Source organism: Mesorhizobium sp. B2-3-6 (assembly GCF_006442305.1).
In the GTDB taxonomy this organism is placed as follows: domain Bacteria; phylum Pseudomonadota; class Alphaproteobacteria; order Rhizobiales; family Rhizobiaceae; genus Mesorhizobium.
Window position 1 is genome coordinate 321,039 of record NZ_VFVW01000005.1, and the last position, 25,104, is coordinate 346,142.

Here is a 25,104-nt window from a genome sequence, read left to right on the forward strand (position 1 = left end):
ATCGCCTACCGGGCGCCCGTCCTTGGATCAACGGCAAGGGAGTGGGACCATTTTCTCAGACAGCCGTTCCATTGTAGCAGCAAGAAGCAACCGAGGAGCACGACATGCAAAAGATCACCACCTGCCTGTGGTTCGATGGACAGGCCGAAGAGGCGATGAACCACTATGTCTCCATCTTCAAGAATTCGAAGGTGCTGAGCGTCATGCGTTGGCCCAAGGGCCACGCCGATGAAGGCAAAGTGCTGCTGACCACGTTCGAGCTCGACGGCGTGCCGTTCCAGGCGCTCAACGGCGGACCGCAATTCAAGTTCAACGAGGCGATGTCGCAGTCGATCGACTGCAAGACGCAGGAAGAGGTCGACTATTTCTGGGAGAGGCTCACCGAGGGCGGCGAGCCCGGCCCGTGCAGCTGGCTGAAGGACAAGTTCGGCGTCTCCTGGCAAGTCGTGCCGGAACAGCTGCCGCGCCTGCTCCAGGATCCGGACCGGGAAAAGGCCGGCCGGGTGATGAGTGCGATGATGAAGATGGGCAAGATCGACATCGCCAAGATCGAAGAGGCGGCGAAGGGGTGAGAAGTGGTCCGCGTAGCGGACGGAAAGCCAATTGCTGGGCTTTCCGAGCTTCGAACGCCCTGAGCCTGCGAAGGGCAGGGCTGTCCATTGATTTTTGAGGCCGGCGCTGCCCCTCATCCGCCCTTCGGGCACCTTCTCCCCGTGAGCGGGGAGAAGGGAAGACCGCGCCTCAAGCCGCCTTGTCGCGGACCTGGTAGTCCTTGATCGTGGCGAAGCGGATCGCCTTCCAGCGCTCGGCCTCGTAATTCAGCGAGAAGGCGTGCTGGGCGAGGAACACCGGGTCGTTATCGAGATCGCGGGCAATGTCGCCGCGATGGGCTTCGATGAAGCGTTGCACTTCCGTCTTGTCGTCAGCCGAGATCCAGCGGCAGACTGAAAAACGCGACATCTCGAATTCGACCGGCAGCGTGTATTCGAAGTTCAGCCGCTCCTTCAGCACGTCGAGCTGCAGCGCACCGACGACGCCGACGATGGCCGGCGAGCCGTCCTCGGGCGAAAACAGCTGCACGACGCCCTCCTCGGCCATCTGGTGCAGCGCCTCCTTCAGCTTCTTGGCCTTCATCGCATCGCCGAGGCGCACACGACGCAGGATTTCCGGGGCGAAGTTCGGCACGCCGCGGAACAGGATTTCCTCGCCCTCGGTCAGCGTGTCGCCGATGCGCAGCGTGCCGTGGTTGGGGATGCCGACGACGTCGCCGGCAAAGGCCTCGTCGGCGGTGACGCGGGTGCGGGCGAAGAAGAATTGCGGCGCAGACAGGCTCATCGGCTTGCCGGTGCGCACCAGCTTGGCCTTCATGCCGCGCTCGAGCTTGCCCGAGCAGACGCGCACGAAGGCGATGCGGTCGCGGTGGTTGGGATCCATGTTGGCCTGGATCTTGAAAACGAAGGAGGTCATCTTCTCCTCGGTCGCCTCCACCATCCGGGTGTCGGCATCCTGCGCGCGCGGCGGCGGCCCGAAAGCGCCGAGCGCCTCGATCAGGTCCCGCACGCCGTAATTGCGCAGCGCCGAGCCGAAATAGACCGGCGTCAGATGGCCCTCGCGAAAGGCGTCGATGTCGAGCGGACGGCAGGCTTCGCGCGCGAGTTCCAGCTCCTCGATGAAGGCCTCGCGCTCGTTTTCCGGCAACAGGCCGGCGACGCGGTTGGAATCGGGACCGTTGACCGGAGTGCGTTCCTTCTCGTCATCGCCCTTGCGCACGGCGTTCAGCGCCAGGTGGTAAGTGCCCGAAAACGTCCTGCCGCGGCCGATCGGCCAGGTGATGGGCGCGGTATCGAGCGCCAGCTTCTGCTCGATTTCGTCCAGTATCTCGAAGGGATCGCGGCTCTCGCGGTCCATCTTGTTGACGAAGGTGATGATCGGGATGTCGCGCAGCCGGCAGACCTCGAACAGCTTCAGCGTGCGCGGTTCGATGCCCTTGGCGGCGTCAATGACCATGACCGCCGAGTCGACCGCCGACAGCGTGCGGTAGGTGTCGTCGGCGAAATCCTCGTGGCCGGGCGTGTCGAGCAGATTGAAGACGTTGTCCTCATACTCGAACGTCATCACCGAGGTGACGACCGAAATGCCGCGTTCGCGCTCGATCTTCATCCAGTCCGACCGGGTCTGGATGCGGTCCTTCTTGGCCTTGACCTCGCCGGCAAGCTGGATGGCGCCACCGAAGAGCAGCAGCTTTTCGGTGAGCGTCGTCTTGCCGGCGTCCGGGTGGGCGATGATCGCGAAAGTACGGCGGCGCGATACCGCCTGTTCGATGTCTTCAGCCAATTTATGGAATCCTGTCTGTGGCGCGGGCTTCTAGCAGCGCTTTCCCGGCCTGTCGAACAGATTTGCCCGGATTGGTCCGCCGGCTCTTGAGATAGGGACGACGCGATGGCATCAGAAGACCTGTTCGATGGAGATCCTGCATGAGCAAGAAAGTGATCGTCATCGGCGCCGGCATCATCGGCGCCTCGATCGCCTGGCACCTGGCCAAGGCGGGCGCGCAGGTGACGGTCATTGCCGACAGCGCTGCCGGCGGCGTGGCGACGCCGAACTCGTTTGCCTGGATCAATGCCAGCTGGGGCAATCCGGAATCGTATTTCTGGCTGCGCATCCGCTCCATGGCGGAATGGTCGCGGCTGGCGCAGGACCTGCCCGGCCTTCCGCTCGCCTGGTGCGGCGGGCTGTGCTGGGACTTGCCGGCGGACAAATTGGAGGCCTATGCGGCGGAGCATTCGTCCTGGGGTTATGGCATCAGGCGGGTCGACCGCGCCGGCGCGGTCGGCATCGAGCCCAATCTCGCCGGGCTTCCCGACTTTGCCTTACATGTCGCCGAGGAGGGTGTCGCCGAGCCGGTCGCAGCGACGAACGCGCTGCTGGCCGACGCCGAACGGCGCGGTGCGCGCTTCGTCTCCAGCACGGTTACGGCGTTGGTCCAAACCGGCGGCAGGACGACGGGCGTGGACACGTCGCATGGGCTGTTTGCAGCCGACGAGGTGGTGATCGCGGCCGGCGTCGGCTCGCCGGAGATTGCCGCGACGGCCGGCATAAGGCTACCGATCGAAATGCCGCCCGGCCTGATCGTCTATTCGCGACCTTACAGAAAATTGCTCAACGGTCTGGTGCTGGCCGAGCGGCTGCACATGCGCCAGACGGCGCAAGGCCGCATCATCGCCGGGTCTGATTTTGGCGGTGCCGACCCGGGGATGGATGCGGCGGCGACGGCGCGCGAGCTGTTTGCGGCGGTGCAAGCCATGCTGCGCGGCGGCGATGGCCTGGAACTCGATTTCCATACGGTCGGTTACCGGCCGACGCCGATCGACGGCTTCCCGATCATCGGCCGCGCCGAGGGCATGGACGGCCTCTACATCGCGGTCACGCATTCCGGCATCACGCTGGCGCCGGCGGTCGGCTTGTTCGCGGCGCGCGAAATCCTCGACGGCGAGCGTGATCCATTGCTGGCGCCCTATGGGTTGGATCGATTCGCTCAATAGCTTGGTGGACGGCTCTCTACGGCAATTCGCGCCGCGAGGAGGCTACCCGGCCAGCGCCAGCTTCGCCGGGGCCGGCGCAAACGGCTGAATATTCACGCCATCCCTGGTCATGGTGACGAAGCTCGATGGCGGGATCGCCTGCCAGTCGCCGCCTTCACGGTCGAAGGGTTCGGAGACGATGCAGCGGCCGCCGCCCTTGGCGGCGGTATAGAGGGTGGGCGCGTGGTCATCCGTGGCGTAGCGGACCGCGTGGAGCGCCTGCCCGTCGGAAAAGGCGGCCGTCAGCTTCAGCGCCGGCTCGATGCCGGCACGCCGCGAAGCCTCCAGCACGCGGCTGGTGGCACAAGCGACGGCGCCTTGCGGATCGGCGGCCAACCCTTCATCGATCATCAGGAGAAAAAACAGCTCGGAATCGGTGGTGCCCTCGCGCTGGTCGAAGACGGCGTCGGACAGCGAATTTTCCAGCGCGCGGCGGATCTTCTCGAAGCCGCCGATCTGGCCGTTGTGCATGAACGACCAAGGGCCCGAGATGAAGGGATGGCAATTCATGCGGCTGGTGGCGCCGCCGGTCGAGGCGCGCACATGGGCGAGAAACAATCCGGATTTGATCTGTCGGCACAAGCTCTTCAGATTGGGATCGGACCAGGCCGGCAGGATGTCGCGGTAGAGGCCGGGCTCGGGCCGGTCGCCATACCAGGCAAGGCCGAAACCATCGCCATTGGTCGGCGACTTGGCTTCCTCGGCGCAATGGCTCTGGGCGATCAGCGAGTGGCAGGGCGCCGTGAGGATGTTTTCGAGGAAGACCGCTTCACCGAGATAGGCCGCCCACCGGCACATCGCTTCGTCCGTTCCTAGGCGCGGTCCGGAAGGGCCTTGGGCTCCTTGACCGCGTGCGAACCTCTGTTGTGCGTCCGCTCGTAAAGTTCGCGGACGATTTGGCTGGCGGTAGTCTCGAACAGAAATGGCAAGAAAGCGTGAACGAGGGCGGCCCCGGCGGCCGTCAGCAGGCGCGAGGAAAACCAGGCGGCAAAGGCCATGTGACCGAAATAGGTTTCGCCGACCTTGGCCGGATGGGAGGTAAAAATCCTTGCAACCGACATGCAGCTTCCCCTTCAGCGCTTAAAGTTCCTGATATCGGGTATCCTGGCACGGTTCGTCGGTTCATCGGTCTCAAAATGTCCTTGTATTTTGCTTGTTCGTGGGACAAACATCCCACATGGCCATCGAAATCGACGAAATCGACCGGAAATTGCTCGCCGAATTGCAACGCGACGGCACGTTGTCTGTTGATCAGCTGTCGGAGCGGGTTGCCTTGTCGCGCAATGCTTGCTGGCGGCGCGTCAAGCGGCTGGAGGAGGATGGCGTCATCACCGGCCGGGTGGCGTTGGTCGATGCCGAGAAGCTCGGGCTCGGCCTCTCCGTGTTCATCCTGGTCCGGACTTCAAATCATGATCCCGAGTGGTTGCAGAAATTCCGGGCGGCGGTGACAGGCTTTTCCGAGATCACCGGAGTCTACCGCATGTCCGGCGACCTCGACTATGTCTTGCGCGCCCGCGTCGCCGACGTGAAGGCCTATGACCGGCTCTACCAGCGGCTGATCGCCAAGGTGGCGCTGTCGGACGTTTCGGCGTCCTTCGTGATGGAGGAGATCAAGGAGACCACAGTGGTGCCGATGGAAGTGCGCTAAGGATTGGCTCCGGCCATAGTGATGCCCGAAAGAAAGCCGTTGATAGGGTCGAGGGCGAATTGACCGAATCGGCAATCGCGCCGATAGGATCGATTTTATGCGCGCAGCCATCCAAAATTCCTCCGTCATCGGTCCGACCGTCGGCTTCGTAAGGTTACCGCATGCGGAAGGACTCCCCCTCCCTGCCTATGAAAGCCCCGGCGCCGCCGGCATGGACCTGCGCGCGGCGGTGCCCGACGATCGGCCGCTGCTGATCCTACCGGGAAAACGTGCGCTGGTGCCGACCGGACTGATCCTGGAAATTCCCGAAGGCATGGAAGGCCAGGTGCGGCCGCGCTCCGGCCTTGCCTTCAAACACGGGCTGACCGTCCTCAACACGCCGGGCACGATCGACAGCGACTATCGCGGCGAGGTGAAAGTGCTGCTGGTCAATCTCGGCGACGAGGATTTTGCGGTGACGCGCGGCATGCGCATCGCCCAGATGGTGTTCGCCGCGGTGACGCAGGCGGGCGTCGAAGAGCGCGACCTGGCCGGCGGCACGGCGCGCGGTTCGGGCGGGTTCGGCTCGACCGGCACGGCCTGATGAACATACCGAAACTTGTCATCTTCGACTGCGACGGAATTCTGGTCGATACCGAGAACCTGGCCAACCGGCGTCTCGCCGAATGGCTGAGCGAAGCCGGGTATCCCACCAGCTTTGAATATTGCCGCAAGAACTTCTCCGGCCGCAGCATGGTCTCAGTGCAGAAGCAGATCGAAGAAGAGACCAGCGTCAGGCTTGGCGCAGACTTCGTCGAGCGCTGGAATGCAGGGCTGCCGGACCTGTTCGCCCATGGGGTCGAGGCGATTCCCTATGTCCGGGAGTTCGTCGAGGCTGTCCGCGCGGCCGGCATCGCCTATTGCGTCGCCACCTCGGCCAGGGTGTCGAAAATGCACATCACGCTTGGCCAGACCGGCCTGCTGCCGCTGTTCGAACATGCGATGTTTTCCTCGACCATGGTCGCGCGCGGCAAGCCGTTTCCGGACCTCTTCCTGCATGCGGCCAAGACGATGGGCTTTGCGCCTGCCGACTGCATCGTCATCGAGGACAGCGTCGCCGGCACGCAGGCCGGCATCGCCGCCGGCATGCGGGTATTTTCCTATCATGGCGATCCCTACAGCGACCGTGACGGCTTGATGCGAGCCGGCGGCATCCTGTTCGACGACATGCGCACACTGGCCGGACTGGTGCCGATCCACTGATCGGCGCCGGTTTTGACGGGGTTGCAGGGACGCGCCGGACGAATTGTCAGCAGAGAACGCGAAACGCTTCTGAGCCAACCGCATTCGTTTGCCCGGGCAAGGCGGGCAAGCTAAAATCCGCGCCATCGCACTCAACACGATGGGGGAACTTCCATGGACAAGGGCAAGATCTTTCGCGACCTGCATGCCTCGACCTTCGTCATGCCCAACCCTTGGGACGTCGGCACGACGAAGCTGCTTGGATCCTTCGGTTTCAAGGCGCTGGCGACGACCAGCGCCGGTTTCGCCTTCTCGCGCGGCCTGCCGGACGGCGCGGTGACCTTCGACCAGATGATCCATCATTGCCGCGAGGTGACGGCGGCAACCGAGCTGCCGGTTTCGGCCGACCTCGAACGCGGCAAGGGCGACAGCGCCGAGCAGGCCGCCGAAACCATCTTCGCGGCTGAAGCCGCCGGCCTTGCCGGCTGCTCGATCGAGGACCACACCGGCGACCCGAACAAGCCGATCTATGATTTTTCGCACGCGGTGGAGCGCGTCGCGGCGGCGGCGGAAGCGGCTCGCGCGCTGAAGCGTGATTTCGTCTTCACCGCGCGGGCGGAGAACTTCCTCTGGGGCAAGTCCGACCTCGACGACACGATCAAGCGGCTGCAGGCATTCGAGAAGGCGGGCGCCGACGTGCTCTACGCGCCGGGCATCGGCGACGTCGAGATGGTGCGCACGGTCTGCTCGGCCGTGAGCAAGCCGGTCAACGTCATGGCAAGGCCCGACTTCACCATTGCCGATCTGACCGCGGCCGGGGCAAAGCGCGTTTCGCTTGGGCCGTGGCTCACCAACTTCGCCTATGGCATGCTGGAAACGGCGGCGCGCGAGATCCAGCAGGACGGCACGTTCGGCTTCGCCCGCGCCGCCATGCCCTTCGGCAAGTTGCAGGCGCTGTTTGGCAAATCGGGATAAGCGGGCCGAACACATGACGCTGACCGTCGTCGACATGCACACCGGCGGCGAGCCGCTGAGGATCGTCACCGGGGGTTACCCCGATATCCCGAAGGGCACGATCCTGGAAAAGCGCGCCCATGTGCGCGACCATCTCGATCATCTCCGGAAAATCCTGATGTTCGAGCCGCGCGGCCATTACGACATGTACGGCGCGCTGCTGGTCGAGCCCGATTTGCCGGGCGCCGACCTTGCCGTGCTGTTCATGCACAATGAGGGCTATTCCACCATGTGCGGCCACGCCATCGTCGCGCTCGGCCGCTATGCCGTCGACGAAGGGCTGGTGGCCAAGCAGGAACCGGTGACGGTGGTCAACATCGAGGCGCCCTGCGGCATGGTCGTCGCCTCGGTCGAGGTGCGCGACGGCAAGGCGGGTGCTGTGTCGTTCGACAGCGTGCCGGCTTTCTTGTTCGCACGCGACCGCAGGATCGAGCTGCCCGGCTACGGCGCGATCGGCTTCGACATCGCCTATGGCGGCGCCTTCTACGCGCTGGCCGACTGCCACCAGTTCGGATTGGAATTCGGCCGCGATCGGGTGCGCGATTTCGTCGATGCGGCGACAGCGCTGACCGAAAGGCTGAAGCAGGAATTCCCCCTGTCACACCCCGACCATGTCGACCTCGCCTTTCTCTACGGCACGATCCTGACCGACGGGAAGGACGCGTTTTCCGGTGAGCCGACGAAAAACGTCTGTGTCTTCGCCGAGGCGCAGGTCGACCGGTCGCCGACCGGTTCCGGCGTGACCGCCCGGCTGGCGGCGATGCATGCCAAAGGCGAGATCGCAACAGGCCGGACACGCACTTTCGAGAGCATCGCCGGCTCGCGCTTTTCCGGCGCGGTGGCGCGGACGGCGAAAGCCGGACCGCATGAAGCGATCATCGCCCGCGTCGGCGGCCGCGCCTACTATTGCGGCCGGGCGGAATTCATCGTCGAGCCCGACGACGAACTGGGGCGCGGCTTTCTGCTGCGGTAGGGACTGGCGCATCAACGGAACGGCTTGCTCCCCCGATCGGGCCGGGCCGAGATCGCCTTGTGCAGATGCACCATCATGGCTGCGGCGAAGAGCGGCGTCACCAGGTTGAGCACCGGCACGGCAAGGAAGGCCGCTATGACCAGGCCGGCGAGAAAGACCGTCCCGGCATGGTGTCGGCGCAAGGCCCTGGCCTCTTCTTCCGGACGGAAGCGCATGGCGGCGAATTCGAAGAACTCGCGCCCGAGCAGGTAGCCATTGACGATGAAAAAGGCGGCGATGTTGATGCCTGGCACCAGCAGGAGCAGCAGGGCAACGATGTTGCCCAAAACGACGACGCCGAAGAACTTTATCGCCAACACCAGCGAGCGCAGGGCCGGCATGGCGCGGCCGGGCGGATCGCCGGGATAATCGGTACGCTCCACCACTTCGGCGACATCGTCGAGGAACAGCCCGGCGACGACAGCCGTGACCGGCGCGACGAGCAGCGCCATGCCGAAGGCAAGCGCGATGGCCGCGATGATGCCGCCCAGCCAACCGGCCCAGGACGGCAGGCCGGGAAAGAGCGTGTGCAGCCATGGCAGCGCCAGCCACTCGACGAGGCTGGTCAGCCCGAACCACAGGCCGACCAGAGCAAGCACAGTCAGGCCTAACGTCTTGAGGAAGACGGCGCGCAATTCGGGCGAGAACAACTGGCCGGCGGCGGCGCGGGCGGCGCTGGAGATCACGATGCTTCCTCGCTTCGACGGATTGCCCCTGGGAGGATAGGCAGCAGGTTCGCCGGTCACAAGCTCTATTGCCTGCCGTGGGTCAAGGCCGCCGTTTCAGGTTTCGAACTCTCCGCATCACCCCTCTTGCGAGCGCCGGCGCCGCCCCTCACTGTCCTGCCGGACATCTCTCCCCGTAGAACGGGGAGAGAGGAGCTGGCGCCAACCCCGGTGCCTCCATCGCAACGTGGTGATTGGCGAGATCAGTGATGACAGCGCCCTTCTCCCCGTCACTTACGGGGAGTTGGAGGAGCGGTCCGCGAAGCGGACGAAAAGCCAACTGCTTGGCTTTTCGAGTGACGAACGCCGGCAGGCGGATGAGGGGCGGCGCTACCTCGACAATCGGAGCCATTTGGTCTGAGGCGATTGCCCTGTCTGCCTATTGTGCGAGCGCCGGCTTGCGGGTGGGAATGGTCATGGCCGCGACGCCGGCGACGACGAAGGCCATGCCGAGCCAGGCCGTCGAACCCAGGCTTTCGCCAAGGAAAACGGCGCCGATGCCGACGCCGATCGGCACGCGCAGATAGGCCTGCGAGGTCGTGCCGACCGAGCCCAGCGTGTGGATCAGGCGGAAATAGATGACGAAGGCCAGCGCGGTCGAAAACACCGACAGTCCGAGCAAGGCCAGGATCGACGCCGTCGACGGCGCCAAGGTCCAGGGCTGGTCGACGGCGAGGCTGAGCGGCACCAGGATGACGGCGCCGCAGAGCATCGAGCCGGCGGCGGGCAGCATCGGGTCGAGGCCCTTGAAGCCTCGGCCGAAGATCGCCGCCCCCGCATAGCAGACCGTTGCAAGGACGATGGCAAGCTGCGCCCAAAGTTCATGGCCGAGACCGCCCAGCGCCTGTGTGCCCACGATGAGGCAGATGCCGGCAATGCCGGCGCCGACGCCGATCAGTTTGCGCAGCGTCACCGGTTCATGGCGGGTGATGAGCGCGGTCAACAGGAAGGTGAAGATAGGCGACGTCGCGTTGAGGATGGTGGCGAGGCCGGCATCCACCGAGCGCTCGGCGGCGGCGATCAGGGTGAACGGGATGACGCTGTTGAGGCACGCCTGGAAGGCGAAACGACGCCAGCTCGCTGCATCGCCCGGCATGGCGAGCCCGCGCCAGCGGATGATGGCCAGCAGGATCGCGCCCGCGATCAAGGTGCGGGCGGCGATGAACGTCACCGGCGGGATCGTCTCGACGCCGATCTTGATGAACGTATAGGAGGCGCCCCAAAGCACCGCCAGGAGGGCGAGCAGCGCCAGATCGGTGTTCATGTCGTTTCTTGCAGGCATGGGCTTGCCGCCTTCGGACCGGGATCGAACGGCCCTTTTTAGGCAAAGCCGCGGTAAAATGCTTCGGCCACGACCGAATTGTCGTAGCGCCTAGGCGTCAGGCGATATGAACATGGCCTAGGCAAACCGGTTGCAAATCGCTAGACCCGCGCCCAGCCGGCATGGCAAGAAGCCGGCGCGGATTTTGGCGGAGACATTGATGCCGGACTATGACGTGCTTTGCATCGGCAACGCGATTGTCGACATCATCGCCCAGTGCGAAGAGGAATTCCTGGAGACCAATGGCATCATCAAGGGCGCGATGAACCTCATCGACACGCACCGCGCCGAACTGCTCTACAGCCGCATGGGCCCGGCGATCGAGGCGTCCGGCGGCAGCGCGGGCAACACGGCGGCCGGCGTTGCCTCCTTCGGCGGCCGCGCCGCCTTCTTCGGCAAGGTCTCCAACGACGCGCTCGGTGAGATCTATGCGCATGACATCCATGCCCAGGGCGTCGCCTTCGACACCAAGCCGCTTCAGGGCGAGCCGCCGACGGCGCGCTCGATGATCTTCGTCACCCCCGACGGCGAGCGCTCGATGAACACCTATCTCGGCGCCTGCGTCGAGCTCGGGCCGGAGGATGTCGAGGCCGACAAGGCGTCGGGCGCCAAGGTTACCTATTTCGAGGGCTATCTGTGGGATCCGCCGCGCGCCAAGGAGGCGATCCGGCAGACGGCCAAGCTGGCGCACGCGGCGGGCCGCGAAGTGTCGATGACCTTGTCGGATTCGTTCTGCGTCGACCGCTACCGCGACGAGTTCCTCGAGCTGATGCGCTCGGGCACCGTGGACATCGTCTTCGCCAACAGCTACGAGATCAAGTCGCTCTACCAGACCTCGTCCTTCGACGAGGCGCTGGCCCGGATCCGGAAGGACTGCAAAGTCGCCGCCGTGACGCGTTCGGAAAAAGGCTCCGTCATCGTGCGCGGCGACGAGACCGTCGTCATCCAGGCGACCGCCATCAAGGAGCTGGTCGACACGACAGGCGCCGGCGATCTCTACGCTGCCGGTTTCCTGCATGGCTACACGCAAGGCCGCGACCTCAAGACCTGCGGCGATCTCGGCTCACTGGCGGCCGGCCTGGTGATCCAGCAGATCGGGCCGAGGCCAAGGCAGAATCTGCGTCGCGAGGCCGAACTGGCGGGGCTGCTGTAGGGGGGCGGTGAAGCTGCCGATCTCCCCCCTCGTGGGGGAGATCGCCGGCAGGCCAGAGGGGGGCGCTGTCCCGCTGGCATCTCTAGGGTTCTACACTGCCGCCAAGCCCGAAATGAACGGCATGAGCGTACTGTCATGTCGGGGCGCCAGTTCGAAGAGTATGGGCACGCGGAAGGGAACCACCGCAACCTAGCGATCCTTCGCGCGCCCCTCTGCCCTGCCGGGCATCTCCCCCACGAGGGGGGAGATCGGCAGCTTCACCGTCGCGCGGCTGTCACACATCGCACCTACACGCAATCGGGGCGTCCTTGACTGACATTTGGGCGCCCTCAGCCAGTTGGGGTGCAAGATGCAAGACAGCAAGCTGTCGGGCCGCCGGATTTGTTGCCGCCGCGATTTCCGCTTTCCACATTAGAAATTCAGCAACGGGCCGCGATCGGGGAGGAGCGCTCGCGGCCAGAAGACAGATGCATGAACAGATTTCACATAACCGGTCTTAAACAAGACAACTTCGCGGACATGGTCGCGGAGAAGGTCGAGCGGGCGCTTGCCCACTATGACGAGGCCATCAACAAACCCACCATGGTCTCGGTCGGCAAGATCGCCGGCAGCATAGCGTCCGCCGTCACCTTGCTGTCGCCGAAGCATCAGCGCGCCATCGACGCCATCCATGCCGACCTTCCGGGGCTGGCATCGAAATTCGTGCGTGCGCTGGCCGTGGAAGCCGCGCGCCGCAGCGAAGCCGGCACCGCGGGCGCCACAAATCCGTCGGCGGGTTTCGACGGCCCCGCCTCCCCGCTTCCGCGCACCCAGTCCGACGATCTCGAATCAATGCTGATCGAAGACTGGGCCGGGCGGGTCGCCGGTTCGACCTATCTGGAGGAACACCTGCGCATTGCCCGCTCGACCCTGCACCGCTGGCAAAGGCGGGGCGAGGTGGTCGCCTTGCGCAAGGGCGGCCGCAAGCACGTCTTCCCGCTGGCGCAGTTCGTGGACGGCAGGCCGGTGGCGGGCATTCGAGACGTGCTGTCGTTGATCGGCAATCCGAGGCTGGCATGGCTGTGGCTGACCCGCCCCTCGGCGCTGCTCGACGAGCGCATTCCCATCGACCTGCTGCGGCAAGACCAGGTCAAGGAGGTCGTCGAGGCGGTGCGGGTGTTTTCCGCGGGTTAAGCAGATCCGCCGCAGCTTTCGCATCCGACGCGCGGACCTTCCTCAGGTCCCCGCCGTGTAGGCCGCGATCGCCGCCATGTTGACGATATCGCTGTCCTTGGCGTTCAGCGAGACGATCTGCACCGGCTTGTTCAGCCCGACCAGCAGCGGGCCGATGACCGTCGAGCCGCCGAGCTCCTGCAGCATCTTGGTGGAGATCGAGGCGGAGTGGAAGGCCGGCATGATCAGCACATTGGCCGGGCCGGTCAGCCTCATGAACGGGTATTGCGCCATGGCACGGGCGTTGAGCGCGACGTCGGCGGCCATCTCGCCGTCATACTCGAAATCGACGCGGCGCTTGTCGAGGATGCGCACGGCTTCCTGGATGCGCTCGGAGCGCTCGCCGTGGGGATGGCCGAAGGTGGAATAGGCGAGCATGGCGAGCCTCGGCTCATAGCCCATGCGGCGGGCAAAGCCTGCCGCTTCCTCCGCGATATCGGCGATCTGCTCGGCGTTCGGCATGTCGTGCACGGCGGTGTCGGCGACGATCACGGTGCGGCCACGTGCCAAAACGATCGACACGCCGATGACGCGGTGGCCGGGCTTGGCGTCGATGACGCGCCTGACATCGTCGAGCGCGGTGGAATAATTGCGGGTGACGCCGGTGACGATGCCGTCGGCATCCCCCAGCGCCACCATGCAGGCGGCGAAATGGTTGCGGTCGTTGTTGATCAGGCGCTGGCAGTCGCGGAACAGGAAGCCTTTGCGCTGCATGCGCTCGTAGAGATAATCGGTATAGACCGAATTGCGGCGCGACAGGCGAGCATTGATGATCTCCAGCCCCTGCTTGTCGAGGTCGATGCCGGCGTGCCTGGCGTTCTCCTTGATGACGTCGTCACGGCCGAGCAGGATGGCGGTGCCGAGCCGCTGGTTCACATAGGAGACGGCGGCGCGCATCACCTGCTCCTCCTCGCCCTCGGCGAAGACGATGCGCTTGGGCTGGCGGCGCACACGGTCGTAAATGCGCTGCAAGGTCGAGGCGATCGGATCACGGCGGGCCGACAGCTCCTGCGCGTAGCGGTCGAGATCGAGGATCGGCTTGCGGGCGACGCCAGAATCCATCGCCGCCCTGGCGACGGCCAGCGGAATGGCCGAGATCAGGCGCGGATCGAACGGCACCGGGATGATGTAGTTGGGGCCGAATTTCGGCCGGTTGCCCTGGTAGGCTGCGGCGACGTCGTCGGGCACGTCCTTGCGTGCCAGGTCGGCAAGCGCACGCGCGGCGGCGATCTTCATGTCGTCATTGATGGTGGTGGCCCGCACATCCAGCGCGCCGCGGAAAATATAGGGGAAGCCGAGCACGTTGTTGACCTGATTGGGATAATCCGAACGCCCGGTCGCCATGATGGCGTCGGTGCGGATCTCCGCCACTTCCTCGGGCGTGATCTCGGGATCGGGGTTGGCCATGGCGAAGATGATCGGGTTCTTGGCCATGGAACGCACCATGGCGGTGGTCAGCGCGCCCTTGGCGGAAAGGCCGAGGAAGACGTCGGCGCCGTCCAGCGCCTCGGCCAGCGACCGCGCGTCGGTCTTGACCGCATGCGCCGACTTCCACTGGTTCATGCCTTCGGTGCGGCCCTGGAAGACCACGCCCTTGGTGTCGCACAGGATGATGTTTTCGGGCGCAAAGCCCATCGCCTTCATCAGCTCGATACAGGCGATGCCGGCCGCACCGGCGCCGTTGCAGACCATCCTGGTGGTCTTCATGTCGCGGCCGGTGATCTCCAGCGCGTTGATCAGGCCGGCGGCCGAGATGATGGCGGTGCCGTGCTGGTCGTCGTGGAAGACCGGGATGTCCATCAGCTCGCGCAACCGCTGCTCGATGATGAAGCATTCCGGCGCCTTGATGTCCTCCAGGTTGATGCCGCCGAAGGAGGGCCCAAGGAAGCGCACGCAGTTGATGAACTCGTCGGCGTCCTCGGTGTCGACCTCGAGGTCGATGGAATCGACGTCGGCGAAGCGCTTGAACAGCACCGCCTTTCCCTCCATGACCGGCTTGGAGGCCAGCGCGCCGAGATTGCCCAAGCCCAGGATCGCGGTGCCGTTGGAGATGACGGCGACCATGTTGCCGCGCGACGTGTAGTCGAAGGCGCGGCTGGGATCCTCCGCGATGGCCAGCACCGGCACGGCAACGCCAGGCGAATAGGCGAGGCTCAAATCGCGCTGCGTGGCCATCGGCTTGGTGGCGACGATCTCGAGCTTGCCGGGCCGCCCCATGGCGTGGAATTCGAGCGCTTCCTGCGCGCTGACGGACGGACCGCTGTTTTCGGTTTTCCTTGCCATGATGCTTTTGATTTCCTCGCCATGCGGCACCTCCTTGAGGCGGGTGCCTTGTGTGATTCCGAATTAAGACTACGCGCCGCCGCGTGTAAACCGCCAAGCGTTACCGAACTGGCGTCGGAAGGACGCATGGCGTTCAATGGTGGTTGATCTCCGTTCTTCCCCTGCTTTTCCAATGGCCGGCATTAAACCCCGCCGCCACATCTGCTAGCGTGAGCGCATGAACATGCACATTCAAAACGAACCGGACGCTCCCGAGGCGATCACGCCGGCAGCCGCTGGCGGCGTCACGCCGATGATGGAGCAGTTCATCGAGATCAAGGCGGCGAACCCGGATTCGCTGCTGTTCTACCGGATGGGCGATTTCTACGAGCTGTTCTTCGAGGATGCGGAGAAGGCGAGCCGGGCGCTCGGCATCGTGCTGACCAAGCGCGGCAAGCATCAGGGCCACGACATCCCGATGTGCGGCGTGCCGGTGCATGCGGCGGATGACTATCTGCAGAAACTGATCGCGCAGGGTTTCCGCGTCGCCGTCTGCGAGCAGATCGAGGATCCGGCCGAAGCCAAGAAGCGCGGCTCCAAATCGGTGGTGCGCCGCGATGTGGTGCGGCTGGTGACGCCTGGCACCATCACCGAGGACAAATTGCTGGCGCCGTCGGAATCGAGCTTCCTGATGGCGCTGGGACGGGTGAAGGGCAGCAGCGATGCAAGAGGCGGGGAGCGCGGCGGCGCGACCGGGAACCAGGGGAGCTTTGCCCTGGCCTGGATCGACATTTCGACCGGCGCTTTCCGGGTCACAGACACCACCGCAGACCGGCTGCTCGCCGACATCTTCCGCGTCGATCCGCGCGAGCTGATCGTCGCCGATCCGGTGTTCCACGATCCCGAATTGCGACCGGTATTCGACATGCTCGGCCGCGTCGCCAACCCGCAGCCGCCGAGCCTGTTCGATTCGGCCTCGGCGGCCGCGCGCATCGCCCGCTTCTTCGAGGTGGCGACACCGGACAGCTTTGGTGCGTTTTCCCGTGCCGAGCTGTCGGCGATCTCGGGCGCCATCGCCTATGTCGAAAAGACGCAGAAGGCCGAGCGGCCGCCGCTGTCGCGCCCCGAGCGCGAGGAGGCCGGCTCGACCCTGTTCATCGACCCGGCGACGCGCGGCAACCTGGAACTCCTGCGCACGCTGTCGGGCAGCCGTGAAGGCTCATTGTTCAAGGCGATCGACCGCACGGTGACCGGCGGCGGCGCCAGGCTGCTCGCCGACCGGCTGATGGCGCCGCTGACCGATCCGGCGGCAATTGCCGCGCGGCTGGATTCGGTGTCGTTCTTCCGTTCCGAGACGCGGCTTTGCCAGACCGTGCGGGCGAGCCTGAAGAGCGTCGCCGACATGCCGCGCGCGTTGTCGCGGCTGGCGCTCAACCGCGGCGGCCCGCGCGACCTCGGCGCGCTGCGCGCCGGCTTCGAGGCGGCCGGCGCGATCGCGGAGGTCTTTGCCGCGACCGCCCTGCCCCAGGAATTGGCGGCGGCGCTCGCCGCCATCCGGGCGCTGCCGCACGCGCTTGCCGGGCATCTGACGCAGGCACTTGGCGAGGAACTGCCGCTGCTGAAGCGCGACGGCGGCTTCATCCGAGGCGGCTACAACGCCGAGCTCGACGAGATGCGGGCGCTGCGCGACGAGTCGCGAAAAGTGATCGCCGGGCTGGAGCGTTCGCTGATCGAGGAGACCGGCATTCGGTCCCTGAAGATCCGGCACAACAATGTGCTCGGCTACTACATCGAGGTGACCGCCAACCATCACGCGGTGATGACCGGCAGCGATGGCGCCAAGGCGCGCTTCATCCACCGCCAGACCATGGCCAACGCCATGCGCTTCACCACGACGGAGCTGGCGGAGCTGGAAACAAAGATCGCCAATGCCGCCGACCGGGCGCTGAGCATCGAGCTTGCCGCCTTCGACGCGCTGACGGCGGAAGCGGTCGGCGAAGCGGAGAAGATCCGCGCCGGGGCCGATGCGCTCGCCGTGCTGGACGTGTCGGCGGCGCTCGCGCTTTTGTCGGAAAGCGAGGCCTGGTGCCGGCCGCTGGTCGATGCCAGCCTTGCCTTCGAGATTTCGGGTGGGCGCCATCCCGTGGTCGAACAGGCGCTGCGGCGCTCGGGCGAAGGGCCGTTCGTGGCCAATGACTGCGACCTGTCGCCGGAGGGCCGCGCCAAGAACGGCGCGATCTGGCTGCTGACCGGCCCCAATATGGGCGGTAAATCGACATTCCTGCGGCAGAACGCGCTGATCGCCATCCTGGCCCAGACCGGCTCTTTCGTGCCGGCGACATCGGCTCATATCGGCGTCGTCGACCGCCTCTTTTCCCGCGTCGGCGCCTCGGACGATCTGGCGCGCGGCCGATCGACCTTCATGGTCGAGATGGTCGAGACGGCGGCGATCCTCAACCAGGCCGGCGAACGGGCGCTGGTAATCCTCGACGAGATCGGCCGCGGCACCGCCACGTTCGACGGCCTGTCGATCGCCTGGGCCGCGGTGGAATATCTGCACGAGAAGAACCGCTGCCGGGCGATCTTCGCCACGCATTTCCACGAAATGACCTCGCTTGCCGGCAAGCTGGCGCGGCTCCACAACGTCACCATGCGGGTCAAGGAATGGGAGAACGACGTCGTCTTCCTGCACGAGGTCGGCAAGGGCGCGGCCGACCGCTCCTACGGCGTCCAGGTGGCGCGGCTGGCCGGCCTGCCGGAGGCGGTGGTGGACCGTGCCAAGGAAGTGCTGCACCAGCTCGAGGAAGGCGAGGTTTCGGGCAAGACCAACCGGCTGGTCGACGACCTGCCGCTGTTTTCAGTGGCGGTGAAGCGGGAAGCGCAGAAGTCGGTCAAGAGCGATGCGCTGGGCGTCGCACTCAGTGACATCAATCCCGATGAGATGACGCCGAGGGAAGCGCTGGAAGCGCTTTATCGGTTGAAGGGGTTGGCGGGGATGTAAATTGAAGCTGCTGGCACGGCGGTATCGCCGAAACCGCCAATCTCCCCCCTCGAGGGGGGAGATTGGCAGCTTCACCGACAACGCTCAGATCATCTCCAGCCCGCGTTTGCGGCTCGGCGGCGGGAAGGCGCGGTCGAGGTCGGCGAGGTCCTCGCCTGTGAGCTCGATGTCGAGTGTCGCGACATTCTGGCGGACATGGTCCTGGCTGCTGGCCTTGGGAATGGCGATGACGCCATCCTGGTGCATCACCCAGGCCAGTGCGATTTGCGCCGGTGTCACGCCATGGCGGGCTGCGACCGCGTCTAAACTGGCGTTGCGCGCCAAGGCGCCCTGCTCGACCGGCGAATAGGCCATCAGAGGAATTCCGCGTTTCCGGCTCCAGGGCGCCAGATCGAACTCAAGGCCGCGCCGGACCAGATTGTAGAGCACCTGGTTGGTCTGGACGTTGCCGCCGTCGGGCAGGCCGACCAGCTCTTCCATCTCCCCTGTGTCGAAATTGCTGACGCCCCAGTGGCGGATCTTGCCGGCTTTCTTCAGCGCCTCGAAGGCTTCGACCGTTTCCGCCAGTGGCACGCTGCCCGGCCAATGCAGCAGATAAAGATCGATGCGGTCGGTCGCGAGGCGCTTCAGGCTGTTCTCGCAGGCGCGCTGCGCACCGGGGCGCGAGGCGTTGGACGGCAGCACCTTCGAGACCAGGAAGACCTCGGCACGCTGCCCGGCAATGGCTTCGGCCACCACCTCCTCGGCGCCGCCGCTGGCGTACATTTCGGCGGTGTCGATCAGCTTGACGCCGAGATCGAGACCAAGCTTGAGGGCATTCACCTCCTCCGCGCGGCGGCGCGAATCCTCGCCCATTTTCCAGGTGCCCTGGCCGAGAACGGGGATGGCTTCGCCGCAAGGCAGCGTGGTGGTTCTGACGCTCGATGGCATGGCAGGCTCCAGTTGAGACGGGATCGCATCACAGGCCGGACGAGAAATTCAGAGGCGTTCTCGCCGAGCCGCGAAAGCTTACTTCACCGGATGGGCGGCGAGCCAGTCCTGCATCTGCTTGATCTCGGCTTCCTGCGCCGCGATGACCGCCTCGGCCAGCTTGCGGATCTCGGGGTCCTTGCCGTTGGCGAGTTCGACCCTGGCCATGTCGATGGCGCCCTGGTGGTGAGGGATCATGCCGCGGACGAAATCGACGTCGGCATCGCCGGTGTATTTGGAGGCCATCATGTCGGCGTGCATCTTGTCCATCGCCGCCTTGTAGCCTGCGGTCGACGGGCCTTCCGCCCCCGTCGCCATGCCGGCCATGTCGTGCTTCATCTCCTCGCTTTGTGCGGGAACGCTTTCGAGAAAGACGGCAACCAGCATTCCAGCCGCCATCAGCAGCAGCACGATTTTCTTGGCCAAGGTCATTGATGGTCTCCTGTTGATCGGGTTTCGTATTTGGGGGATCGGCTCAAAGTTTCAATGTCCTCAGCCGCAACGCATTGGCGATGACCGAGACCGACGACAAGCTCATCGCCGCCGCCGCCAGCATCGGCGACAACAGCGTGCCGGTCAGCGGATAGAGCACGCCGGCCGCGACCGGCACGCCAAGCACATTGTAGAGGAAGGCGAAGAACAGGTTCTGCCTGATATTGCGGATGGTCGCCTGCGCCAGTGTGCGGGCACGCACGATGCCGTTGAGGTCGCCCTTGACCAAAGTGATGCCGGCGCTTTCGACGGCGACATCGGCGCCGGTGCCCATGGCGATACCGACATCGGCGGCGGCCAAGGCCGGTGCGTCGTTGACGCCGTCGCCGGCCATGGCGACGCCGGCGCCCTTGCCGCGCAATTCCTCGACCAGCGCGCCCTTCTGTTCCGGCAACAGGCCGGCGCGGACTTCGTCGATGCCGAGACTCCTGGCGATCGCGTTTGCCGTGCGCTCATTGTCGCCGGTCGCCATGATGATCCTCAAGCCGCTGTCGTGCAGGGCCTTGATCGCCTCGGCGGTGGTCGCCTTGACCGGATCGGCGACGGCCACGATGCCGGCCAATTTCCTGTCCACGACGACGAACATCGCCGTCTTGCCATCGCCTTGCAGCGCCGTGGCCGCGGCCGAAACGGTGGACACGTCGACGCCGAGATCGCGCATCATCGCGGCGTTGCCGAGCGCTACATTCCTGCCCGAAACGGCACCGGAAACACCCTTGCCGGTGACCGCCTCGAAGCCGCTGGCTGCGGCCACCCTTACTCCACGGGTCGCGGAGCCTTCGACAATCGCCTCGGCCAGGGGATGCTCCGAGCCTTTCTCCAGGCTCGCGGCAAGGCTCAGCAATTCCTCCTCCGAAAACCCATCGGCGGCCACGACATCCGTCAGTTTCGGCCGGCCTTCGGTGAGGGTTCCCGTCTTGTCGACGATCAACGTATCGACGGAAGCGAAGCGTTCGAGCGCGGCGGCCTCCTTGATCAGCACGCCGGCATGCGCGCCGCGTCCGGTAGCGGTCATGATCGACATCGGCGTGGCGAGGCCCAGAGCACAGGGACAGGCGATGATCAACACCGAGACCGCCGAGACGATGGCGAAGATCAGGCTGGGCTCGGGGCCGAAGACCGCCCAGGCGACGAACGCGGCGATGGCGACCAGAACGACAGCCGGGACAAAGTAGAAGGAAACGCGGTCGGCCAAGCCTTGTATCGGGGCGCGCGAACGCTGCGCCTTGGCGACCAGCTCGACGATGCGCGAGAGCGTGGTCTCGGCGCCGATCCGGTCGGCGCGCATGATCAGCGAGCCATTCTTGTTGAGCGTGCCGCCGGTGAGGACATCACCTTCGGCTTTCTCGACCGGCAACGGTTCGCCCGTGATCATGGATTCGTCGATGGAAGAGCGGCCTTCGAGCACGGTGCCATCGACCGGCACGGCATCGCCGGGCCGGATGCGCAGGCGCTCGCCGGCCTTGACGCTGTCCAGCGGCACATCGCTCTCGGAACCGTCCTCTCCTAGGCGGCGGGCGGTCTTGGGCGCAAGGTCGAGCAGGGCGCGGATGGCCGAGCCGGTCTTTTCGCGGGCGCGCAGTTCCAGCACCTGGCCGAGAAAGACCAGCGCGACGATGACGGCTGCGGCCTCGAAATAGACCGGCACCGCCCCGCCATGGCCGCGGAACTGATGCGGAAAAATGTCCGGGAACAGCGTCGCGACGACGCTGTAGAGATAGGCCGCACCGACGCCGAGCGAAATCAGCGTCCACATGTTCGGGCTGCGGTTGCGGATCGAATCCCAACCACGATGAAAGAACGGAAATGCGGCCCAAAGCACGACCGGGCTCGCGAGCGCCAGCTCGATCCAGACCTTTGTCCGGTCATCTATCAGGTTCTCGAGCGACAGACCGATCATCGGCGCCATGGCGACGATGAGAAGGGGCACCGAGAGCACCGCACTGACCCAGAACCGCCTGGTGAAATCGACCAGTTCGGGATTTTGCCCCTCATCGCCTGTCGGCACGCCCATCGGCTCGAGAGCCATGCCGCAGATCGGGCAGGAGCCGGGCTTGTCACGGATGATCTCGGGATGCATCGGGCAAGTGTATTGCGTGCCCTTCGGCATCGCTTCCGGCGCCGGTCTGTCGCCGAGATAGGTTTGCGGCGCCGCCTCGAATTTCGACTTGCAGCCGGCGGAGCAGAAATAGAAGCCTTGGCCGTCATGGCGCAGAAAATGCTTTGCCGTGGCGCGGTCCACGCTCATGCCGCAGACGGGGTCGGTGGCGGTCAGGTATGTTTCCGGCTTGGCCCGGAATTTCGAACGGCAGCTTTCGCTGCAGAAATGATAGAGACGGCCAGCATGCTGCGATGTCGGCTTGCCGGCGGCTGGATCGACGGTCATGCCGCAGACCGGATCGCGTGTGACGGCGCCCGCATCCACGGCCGCACCTTTTGCCGCGCAGCAACCACCATGCGCGTGATGATCGTGATCTGAATGCGTCATTTCGAATGCCTCTATCAAACTGCTTCGAGCCGGAGGTAGTCCTTCCAGTAACTGGAAGGTCAAGGACTGGCTTGAATTTTATTGTCGCGGGTGTCCCGCACCATGGAAACGCGTCAACCCGCCCCCATACCCAGCGCCGCGGAAACGCGCTATAGACGCCGCCCAAAAGGCAAGGCCAACCGGTACCATGGCGAAAATCTCCTTGAAGCTCGATGAACTGATCGACGGCGACGCCTTGCGCCGCGAGATGACCGCGCTGACGGCGGCCACGACCGGGGACGGCTCCGGATCGGCCGCCCGCGCCGGGGTTCTCCAGCTTCTCAAGGGCCGGCTCGCCGCAGGCCGCAAAACAGCCGAGGCCATGCTGAAGCAGGATGGCGGCGGCAATGCCTGCGCCGAGCGGCTGTCGCATCTGATGGATGAGCTGATCCGGGCGCTCTACGATTTTGTCGCGACCCATGTCTACCGGGTAAAGAACCGGTCGGTCGCCGAACGCATGGCCGTCGTCGCGGTCGGCGGCTATGGGCGCGGCACGCTGGCGCCGGGATCCGACATCGACCTCCTGTTCCTGCTGCCCTACAAGCAGACGCCGTGGGGCGAACAGACAGTCGAATACATGCTCTACATGCTGTGGGACCTGGGGCTGAAGGTCGGCCACGCGACCCGCAACATCGAGGAATGCCTGCGGCTGTCGCGCACCGACATCACCATCCGCACCTCGATCCTGGAAGCGCGCTTCCTGTGGGGTGAGCAGAAGCTCTACGACGAACTGATGCTGCGCTTCGACCATGAGGTGGTGCGCACCACCGGACCGGAATATGTGCAGGCCAAGCTCGCCGAACGCGACGAGCGCCATGCCAAGGCCGGCGAAAGCCGCTATCTGGTCGAGCCCAACGTCAAGGACGGCAAGGGCGGCCTGCGCGACCTGCAGACGCTGTTCTGGATCGGCAAATATTTCTACCGGGTGCGCACCGGCGAGGAGCTGGTCGAGAAGGGCGTCTTCACGCAGGCCGAATACCGCGAATTCCAGAAGGCCGAGGATTTCCTGTGGGCCGTGCGCTGTCACATGCATTTCCTCACCGGCAAGGCCGAGGAGCGGCTGCATTTCGACATCCAGCGTGAGATCGCGGAGCGGCTGGGCTACACCACGCATCCCGGCCTGTCGGCGGTCGAGCGCTTCATGAAGCACTATTTCCTCGTCGCCAAGGATGTCGGCGACCTGACCCGCATCTTCTGCGCCGCGCTCGAAGAGGAGCAGGCCAAGCATGTGCCGGGCTTCAACCGCATCTTCCTCACCTTCCAGCGCCGCAAGCGCAAGCTTGCCGGCACGTCGGATTTCATCGTCGACAACCACCGCATCAACATCGCCGACGACCAGGTGTTCGAGCGCGATCCGGTCAATCTGCTCAGGCTGTTCTGGTTCGCCGACAAGCACGGGCTGGAATTCCATCCCGACGCGCTGAAGCTGCTCACCCGCTCGCTCGGCCTGGTCAACAAGTCGCTGCGGCGCGACGAGGAGGCCAACCGGCTGTTCCTCGACATCCTGACCTCGGACCGCAATGCCGAGCTCAACCTGCGCCGCATGAACGAGGCGGGGCTGCTGGGCCGGCTGATCCCTGATTTCGGCAAGATCGTCGCCATGATGCAGTTCTCGATGTACCACCACTACACGGTCGACGAGCATCTGATCCGCTGCATCGGCGTGCTGGCCGAGATCGAGCGCGGCGACGGCGAGAAGGTGCATCCGCTGTCGCATTCGCTGATGCCGGGACTGAGAAAGAGCCGCGAAGCGCTCTACGTCGCCGTGCTGCTGCACGACATCGCCAAGGGCAGGCCGGAGGACCATTCGGAAGCCGGCGCGCGGATCGCCCGGCGCATCTGCCCGCATATGGGACTTTCGACCGCCGACACCGAAACGGTGGCCTGGCTGGTCGAGAACCATCTGGTCATGTCGATGACGGCGCAGACGCGCGATCTCAACGATCGCAAGACGATCGAGGACTTCGCCTCGATCGTGCAGTCCGTCGAGCGGCTGAAGCTGCTTCTCATCCTCACCGTCTGCGACATCAGGGGCGTCGGACCGGGCGTCTGGAACGGTTGGAAGGGCCAGTTGCTGCGCACGCTGTACTACGAGACCGAACTGCTGCTCACCGGCGGCTTCTCGGAAGTGTCGCGCGCCCAGCGCACGGCGGCGGCGCGCGAGTGCCTGGCCGAAGCCCTCGCCGGCTGGCCCGACAAGATCCGCAAACGCTATGTCGGCCTGCACTATGAGAATTACTTGTTGACCGTCGACCTGCCGGACCAGCTTCGCCACGCCGAATTCATCCGCGAGGCGGATGCGTCCGGCAACAAGCTCGCCACCATGGTCAAGACGCACCAGTTCGAGGCGGTGACCGAGATCACCGTTTTGGCGCAGGATCATCCGCGCCTGCTGTCGGTGATCGCCGGCGCCTGTGCGGCGGCCGGCGGCAACATCGTCGACGCGCAGATCTTCACCACCTCGGACGGCCGCGCGCTGGACACGATCCTGATCTCGAGGGAGTTCGATCGCGACGAGGACGAGCGCCGGCGCGCCGAGCGCGTCGGGCGGCTGATCGAGGACGTGCTGTCGGGCAAGAGCTGGCTGCCGGAGATGATCGAGAAGCGCACCAAGCCCAAGCGCGGCGCCAAGGTCTTCCGGATCGCGCCGCGCGCCGAAATCCGCAACACGCTGTCGAACCGATTTTCGGTGATCGAGGTCGAGGGGCTGGACCGGCCGGGCCTGTTGTCGGAGATCACCGGAACGCTGTCCGACCTGTCGCTCGACATCGCGTCGGCCCACATCACCACCTTCGGCGAAAAGGTGATCGATACGTTCTATGTCACCGATCTCACCGGCCAGAAGATCGACAGCCCGTCACGCACCACCACCATCCGCAACCGGCTGACGGCGACGCTCGAGGGCACGGCCTCCGAACGCGGCAGCAGGACCAGGGCCGCCGCCGAGTGAGCGCCACCATCACTTT

At 65.2% G+C, this 25,104-nt stretch carries 20 protein-coding genes; 11 read left to right on the forward strand and 9 right to left on the reverse strand.

The genetic code is table 11. The annotated features are described in order from the left end of the window. The first annotated feature begins 104 nt into the window (after positions 1-104). The gene (locus FJ953_RS17520; RefSeq protein WP_140497085.1) at positions 105-572 is read left to right on the forward strand and encodes a VOC family protein; all 468 of its coding nucleotides are present in this window, start codon (positions 105-107) and stop codon (positions 570-572) included. 169 nt (positions 573-741) lie between these two features. Here FJ953_RS17520 and FJ953_RS17525 read toward each other — a convergent pair whose 3' ends face one another. After that, the gene (locus FJ953_RS17525; RefSeq protein WP_140550224.1) at positions 742-2,334 is read right to left on the reverse strand and encodes a peptide chain release factor 3; all 1,593 of its coding nucleotides are present in this window, start codon (positions 2,332-2,334) and stop codon (positions 742-744) included. Positions 2,335-2,474: 140 nt separating this feature from the next. Between FJ953_RS17525 and FJ953_RS17530 the strand changes: the two genes are divergently transcribed. After that, positions 2,475-3,542 carry an FAD-binding oxidoreductase gene (locus FJ953_RS17530; protein ID WP_140624874.1) on the forward strand — a complete coding sequence of 356 codons (1,068 nt, stop codon included), beginning with the start codon at positions 2,475-2,477 and terminating at the stop codon, positions 3,540-3,542. 42 nt (positions 3,543-3,584) lie between these two features. On the opposite strand, the gene FJ953_RS17535 is transcribed toward FJ953_RS17530, so the two are convergent. Together FJ953_RS17535 and FJ953_RS17540 are read right to left on the reverse strand one after the other, a co-directional pair. Further along, entirely contained in the window at positions 3,585-4,379 is a 795-nt protein-coding gene (locus FJ953_RS17535) for a class II glutamine amidotransferase (RefSeq protein ID WP_140497091.1), read from the reverse strand. Between the two features lie 14 nt (positions 4,380-4,393). Then, positions 4,394-4,642: a DUF6356 family protein gene (locus FJ953_RS17540; RefSeq protein ID WP_140497093.1), complete on the reverse strand. Its 249-nt coding sequence runs from the start codon at positions 4,640-4,642 to the stop codon at positions 4,394-4,396. A gap of 116 nt (positions 4,643-4,758) precedes the next feature. On the opposite strand from FJ953_RS17540, the gene FJ953_RS17545 reads away from it, so the two are divergent. The 5 genes from FJ953_RS17545 to FJ953_RS17565 all read left to right on the forward strand — a co-directional run bounded on the left by FJ953_RS17545 (position 4,759) and on the right by FJ953_RS17565 (position 8,437). Next, entirely contained in the window at positions 4,759-5,229 is a 471-nt protein-coding gene (locus FJ953_RS17545; protein WP_140497095.1) for an Lrp/AsnC family transcriptional regulator, read from the forward strand. A gap of 97 nt (positions 5,230-5,326) precedes the next feature. Then, positions 5,327-5,812, forward strand: coding sequence for a dUTP diphosphatase (gene dut, locus FJ953_RS17550; protein ID WP_140624875.1), 486 nt, complete (start codon positions 5,327-5,329; stop codon positions 5,810-5,812). Further along, on the forward strand, positions 5,812-6,471 hold the full coding sequence (locus FJ953_RS17555; RefSeq protein WP_181167621.1) for an HAD family phosphatase: 660 nt from the start codon (positions 5,812-5,814) through the stop codon (positions 6,469-6,471). The genes dut and FJ953_RS17555 overlap by 1 nt, the downstream gene beginning before the upstream one ends. A gap of 153 nt (positions 6,472-6,624) precedes the next feature. Beyond that, the gene (locus FJ953_RS17560) at positions 6,625-7,425 is read left to right on the forward strand and encodes an oxaloacetate decarboxylase (RefSeq protein WP_140523629.1); all 801 of its coding nucleotides are present in this window, start codon (positions 6,625-6,627) and stop codon (positions 7,423-7,425) included. 13 nt (positions 7,426-7,438) lie between these two features. Further along, a complete protein-coding gene (locus tag FJ953_RS17565) occupies positions 7,439-8,437 on the forward strand; it encodes a proline racemase family protein (protein ID WP_140624876.1) in 999 nt (332 codons plus the stop codon). Positions 8,438-8,448: 11 nt separating this feature from the next. On the opposite strand, the gene FJ953_RS17570 is transcribed toward FJ953_RS17565, so the two are convergent. Together FJ953_RS17570 and FJ953_RS17575 are read right to left on the reverse strand one after the other, a co-directional pair. After that, on the reverse strand, positions 8,449-9,162 hold the full coding sequence (locus tag FJ953_RS17570) for a sulfate transporter family protein (RefSeq protein ID WP_140512980.1): 714 nt from the start codon (positions 9,160-9,162) through the stop codon (positions 8,449-8,451). 418 nt (positions 9,163-9,580) lie between these two features. Further along, a complete protein-coding gene (locus FJ953_RS17575; protein WP_224705481.1) occupies positions 9,581-10,465 on the reverse strand; it encodes an EamA family transporter in 885 nt (294 codons plus the stop codon). A 217-nt stretch (positions 10,466-10,682) separates the two neighbouring features. Between FJ953_RS17575 and FJ953_RS17580 the strand changes: the two genes are divergently transcribed. Together FJ953_RS17580 and FJ953_RS17585 are read left to right on the forward strand one after the other, a co-directional pair. Then, positions 10,683-11,675 carry an adenosine kinase gene (locus FJ953_RS17580; protein WP_140624877.1) on the forward strand — a complete coding sequence of 331 codons (993 nt, stop codon included), beginning with the start codon at positions 10,683-10,685 and terminating at the stop codon, positions 11,673-11,675. 471 nt (positions 11,676-12,146) lie between these two features. Beyond that, positions 12,147-12,848, forward strand: coding sequence for a hypothetical protein (locus FJ953_RS17585; RefSeq protein ID WP_140624878.1), 702 nt, complete (start codon positions 12,147-12,149; stop codon positions 12,846-12,848). Positions 12,849-12,890: 42 nt separating this feature from the next. Here FJ953_RS17585 and FJ953_RS17590 read toward each other — a convergent pair whose 3' ends face one another. Continuing rightward, positions 12,891-15,170, reverse strand: a complete 2,280-nt coding sequence (locus FJ953_RS17590) for an NADP-dependent malic enzyme (protein WP_140497115.1) — start codon at positions 15,168-15,170, stop codon at positions 12,891-12,893. A gap of 217 nt (positions 15,171-15,387) precedes the next feature. On the opposite strand from FJ953_RS17590, the gene mutS reads away from it, so the two are divergent. Further along, complete coding sequence (gene mutS / locus FJ953_RS17595) at positions 15,388-18,150, forward strand: DNA mismatch repair protein MutS (RefSeq protein WP_140624879.1); 2,763 nt, start codon at positions 15,388-15,390, stop codon at positions 18,148-18,150. 84 nt (positions 18,151-18,234) lie between these two features. On the opposite strand, the gene FJ953_RS17600 is transcribed toward mutS, so the two are convergent. The 3 genes from FJ953_RS17600 to FJ953_RS17610 all read right to left on the reverse strand — a co-directional run bounded on the left by FJ953_RS17600 (position 18,235) and on the right by FJ953_RS17610 (position 22,099). Then, entirely contained in the window at positions 18,235-19,080 is an 846-nt protein-coding gene (locus FJ953_RS17600; RefSeq protein WP_140624880.1) for an aldo/keto reductase, read from the reverse strand. A 78-nt stretch (positions 19,081-19,158) separates the two neighbouring features. Beyond that, on the reverse strand, positions 19,159-19,551 hold the full coding sequence (locus tag FJ953_RS17605) for a DUF305 domain-containing protein (protein ID WP_140512966.1): 393 nt from the start codon (positions 19,549-19,551) through the stop codon (positions 19,159-19,161). Between the two features lie 43 nt (positions 19,552-19,594). After that, entirely contained in the window at positions 19,595-22,099 is a 2,505-nt protein-coding gene (locus FJ953_RS17610) for a heavy metal translocating P-type ATPase (protein WP_140624881.1), read from the reverse strand. A 187-nt stretch (positions 22,100-22,286) separates the two neighbouring features. Between FJ953_RS17610 and FJ953_RS17615 the strand changes: the two genes are divergently transcribed. After that, positions 22,287-25,088, forward strand: a complete 2,802-nt coding sequence (locus tag FJ953_RS17615) for a [protein-PII] uridylyltransferase (protein WP_140559740.1) — start codon at positions 22,287-22,289, stop codon at positions 25,086-25,088. Positions 25,089-25,104: the final 16 nt, after the last annotated feature.

Bases quoted from the DNA above. Each gene is read 5' to 3' on its own strand.
- FJ953_RS17605 (WP_140512966.1), bottom strand. From the start codon at position 19,551: ATGACCTTGGCCAAGAAAATCGTGCTGCTGCTGATGGCGGCTGGAATG.
- FJ953_RS17610 (WP_140624881.1), bottom strand. From the start codon at position 22,099: ATGACGCATTCAGATCACGATCATCACGCGCATGGTGGTTGCTGCGCG.
- FJ953_RS17575 (WP_224705481.1), bottom strand. From the start codon at position 10,465: ATGAACACCGATCTGGCGCTGCTCGCCCTCCTGGCGGTGCTTTGGGGC.
- dut (WP_140624875.1), top strand. From the start codon at position 5,327: ATGCGCGCAGCCATCCAAAATTCCTCCGTCATCGGTCCGACCGTCGGC.
- mutS (WP_140624879.1), top strand. From the start codon at position 15,388: ATGAACATGCACATTCAAAACGAACCGGACGCTCCCGAGGCGATCACG.
- FJ953_RS17555 (WP_181167621.1), top strand. From the start codon at position 5,812: ATGAACATACCGAAACTTGTCATCTTCGACTGCGACGGAATTCTGGTC.
- FJ953_RS17540 (WP_140497093.1), bottom strand. From the start codon at position 4,642: ATGTCGGTTGCAAGGATTTTTACCTCCCATCCGGCCAAGGTCGGCGAA.
- FJ953_RS17590 (WP_140497115.1), bottom strand. From the start codon at position 15,170: ATGGCAAGGAAAACCGAAAACAGCGGTCCGTCCGTCAGCGCGCAGGAA.
- FJ953_RS17535 (WP_140497091.1), bottom strand. From the start codon at position 4,379: ATGTGCCGGTGGGCGGCCTATCTCGGTGAAGCGGTCTTCCTCGAAAAC.
- FJ953_RS17565 (WP_140624876.1), top strand. From the start codon at position 7,439: ATGACGCTGACCGTCGTCGACATGCACACCGGCGGCGAGCCGCTGAGG.
- FJ953_RS17530 (WP_140624874.1), top strand. From the start codon at position 2,475: ATGAGCAAGAAAGTGATCGTCATCGGCGCCGGCATCATCGGCGCCTCG.
- FJ953_RS17560 (WP_140523629.1), top strand. From the start codon at position 6,625: ATGGACAAGGGCAAGATCTTTCGCGACCTGCATGCCTCGACCTTCGTC.
- FJ953_RS17600 (WP_140624880.1), bottom strand. From the start codon at position 19,080: ATGCCATCGAGCGTCAGAACCACCACGCTGCCTTGCGGCGAAGCCATC.
- FJ953_RS17615 (WP_140559740.1), top strand. From the start codon at position 22,287: ATGGCGAAAATCTCCTTGAAGCTCGATGAACTGATCGACGGCGACGCC.
- FJ953_RS17580 (WP_140624877.1), top strand. From the start codon at position 10,683: ATGCCGGACTATGACGTGCTTTGCATCGGCAACGCGATTGTCGACATC.
- FJ953_RS17520 (WP_140497085.1), top strand. From the start codon at position 105: ATGCAAAAGATCACCACCTGCCTGTGGTTCGATGGACAGGCCGAAGAG.
- FJ953_RS17545 (WP_140497095.1), top strand. From the start codon at position 4,759: ATGGCCATCGAAATCGACGAAATCGACCGGAAATTGCTCGCCGAATTG.
- FJ953_RS17585 (WP_140624878.1), top strand. From the start codon at position 12,147: ATGAACAGATTTCACATAACCGGTCTTAAACAAGACAACTTCGCGGAC.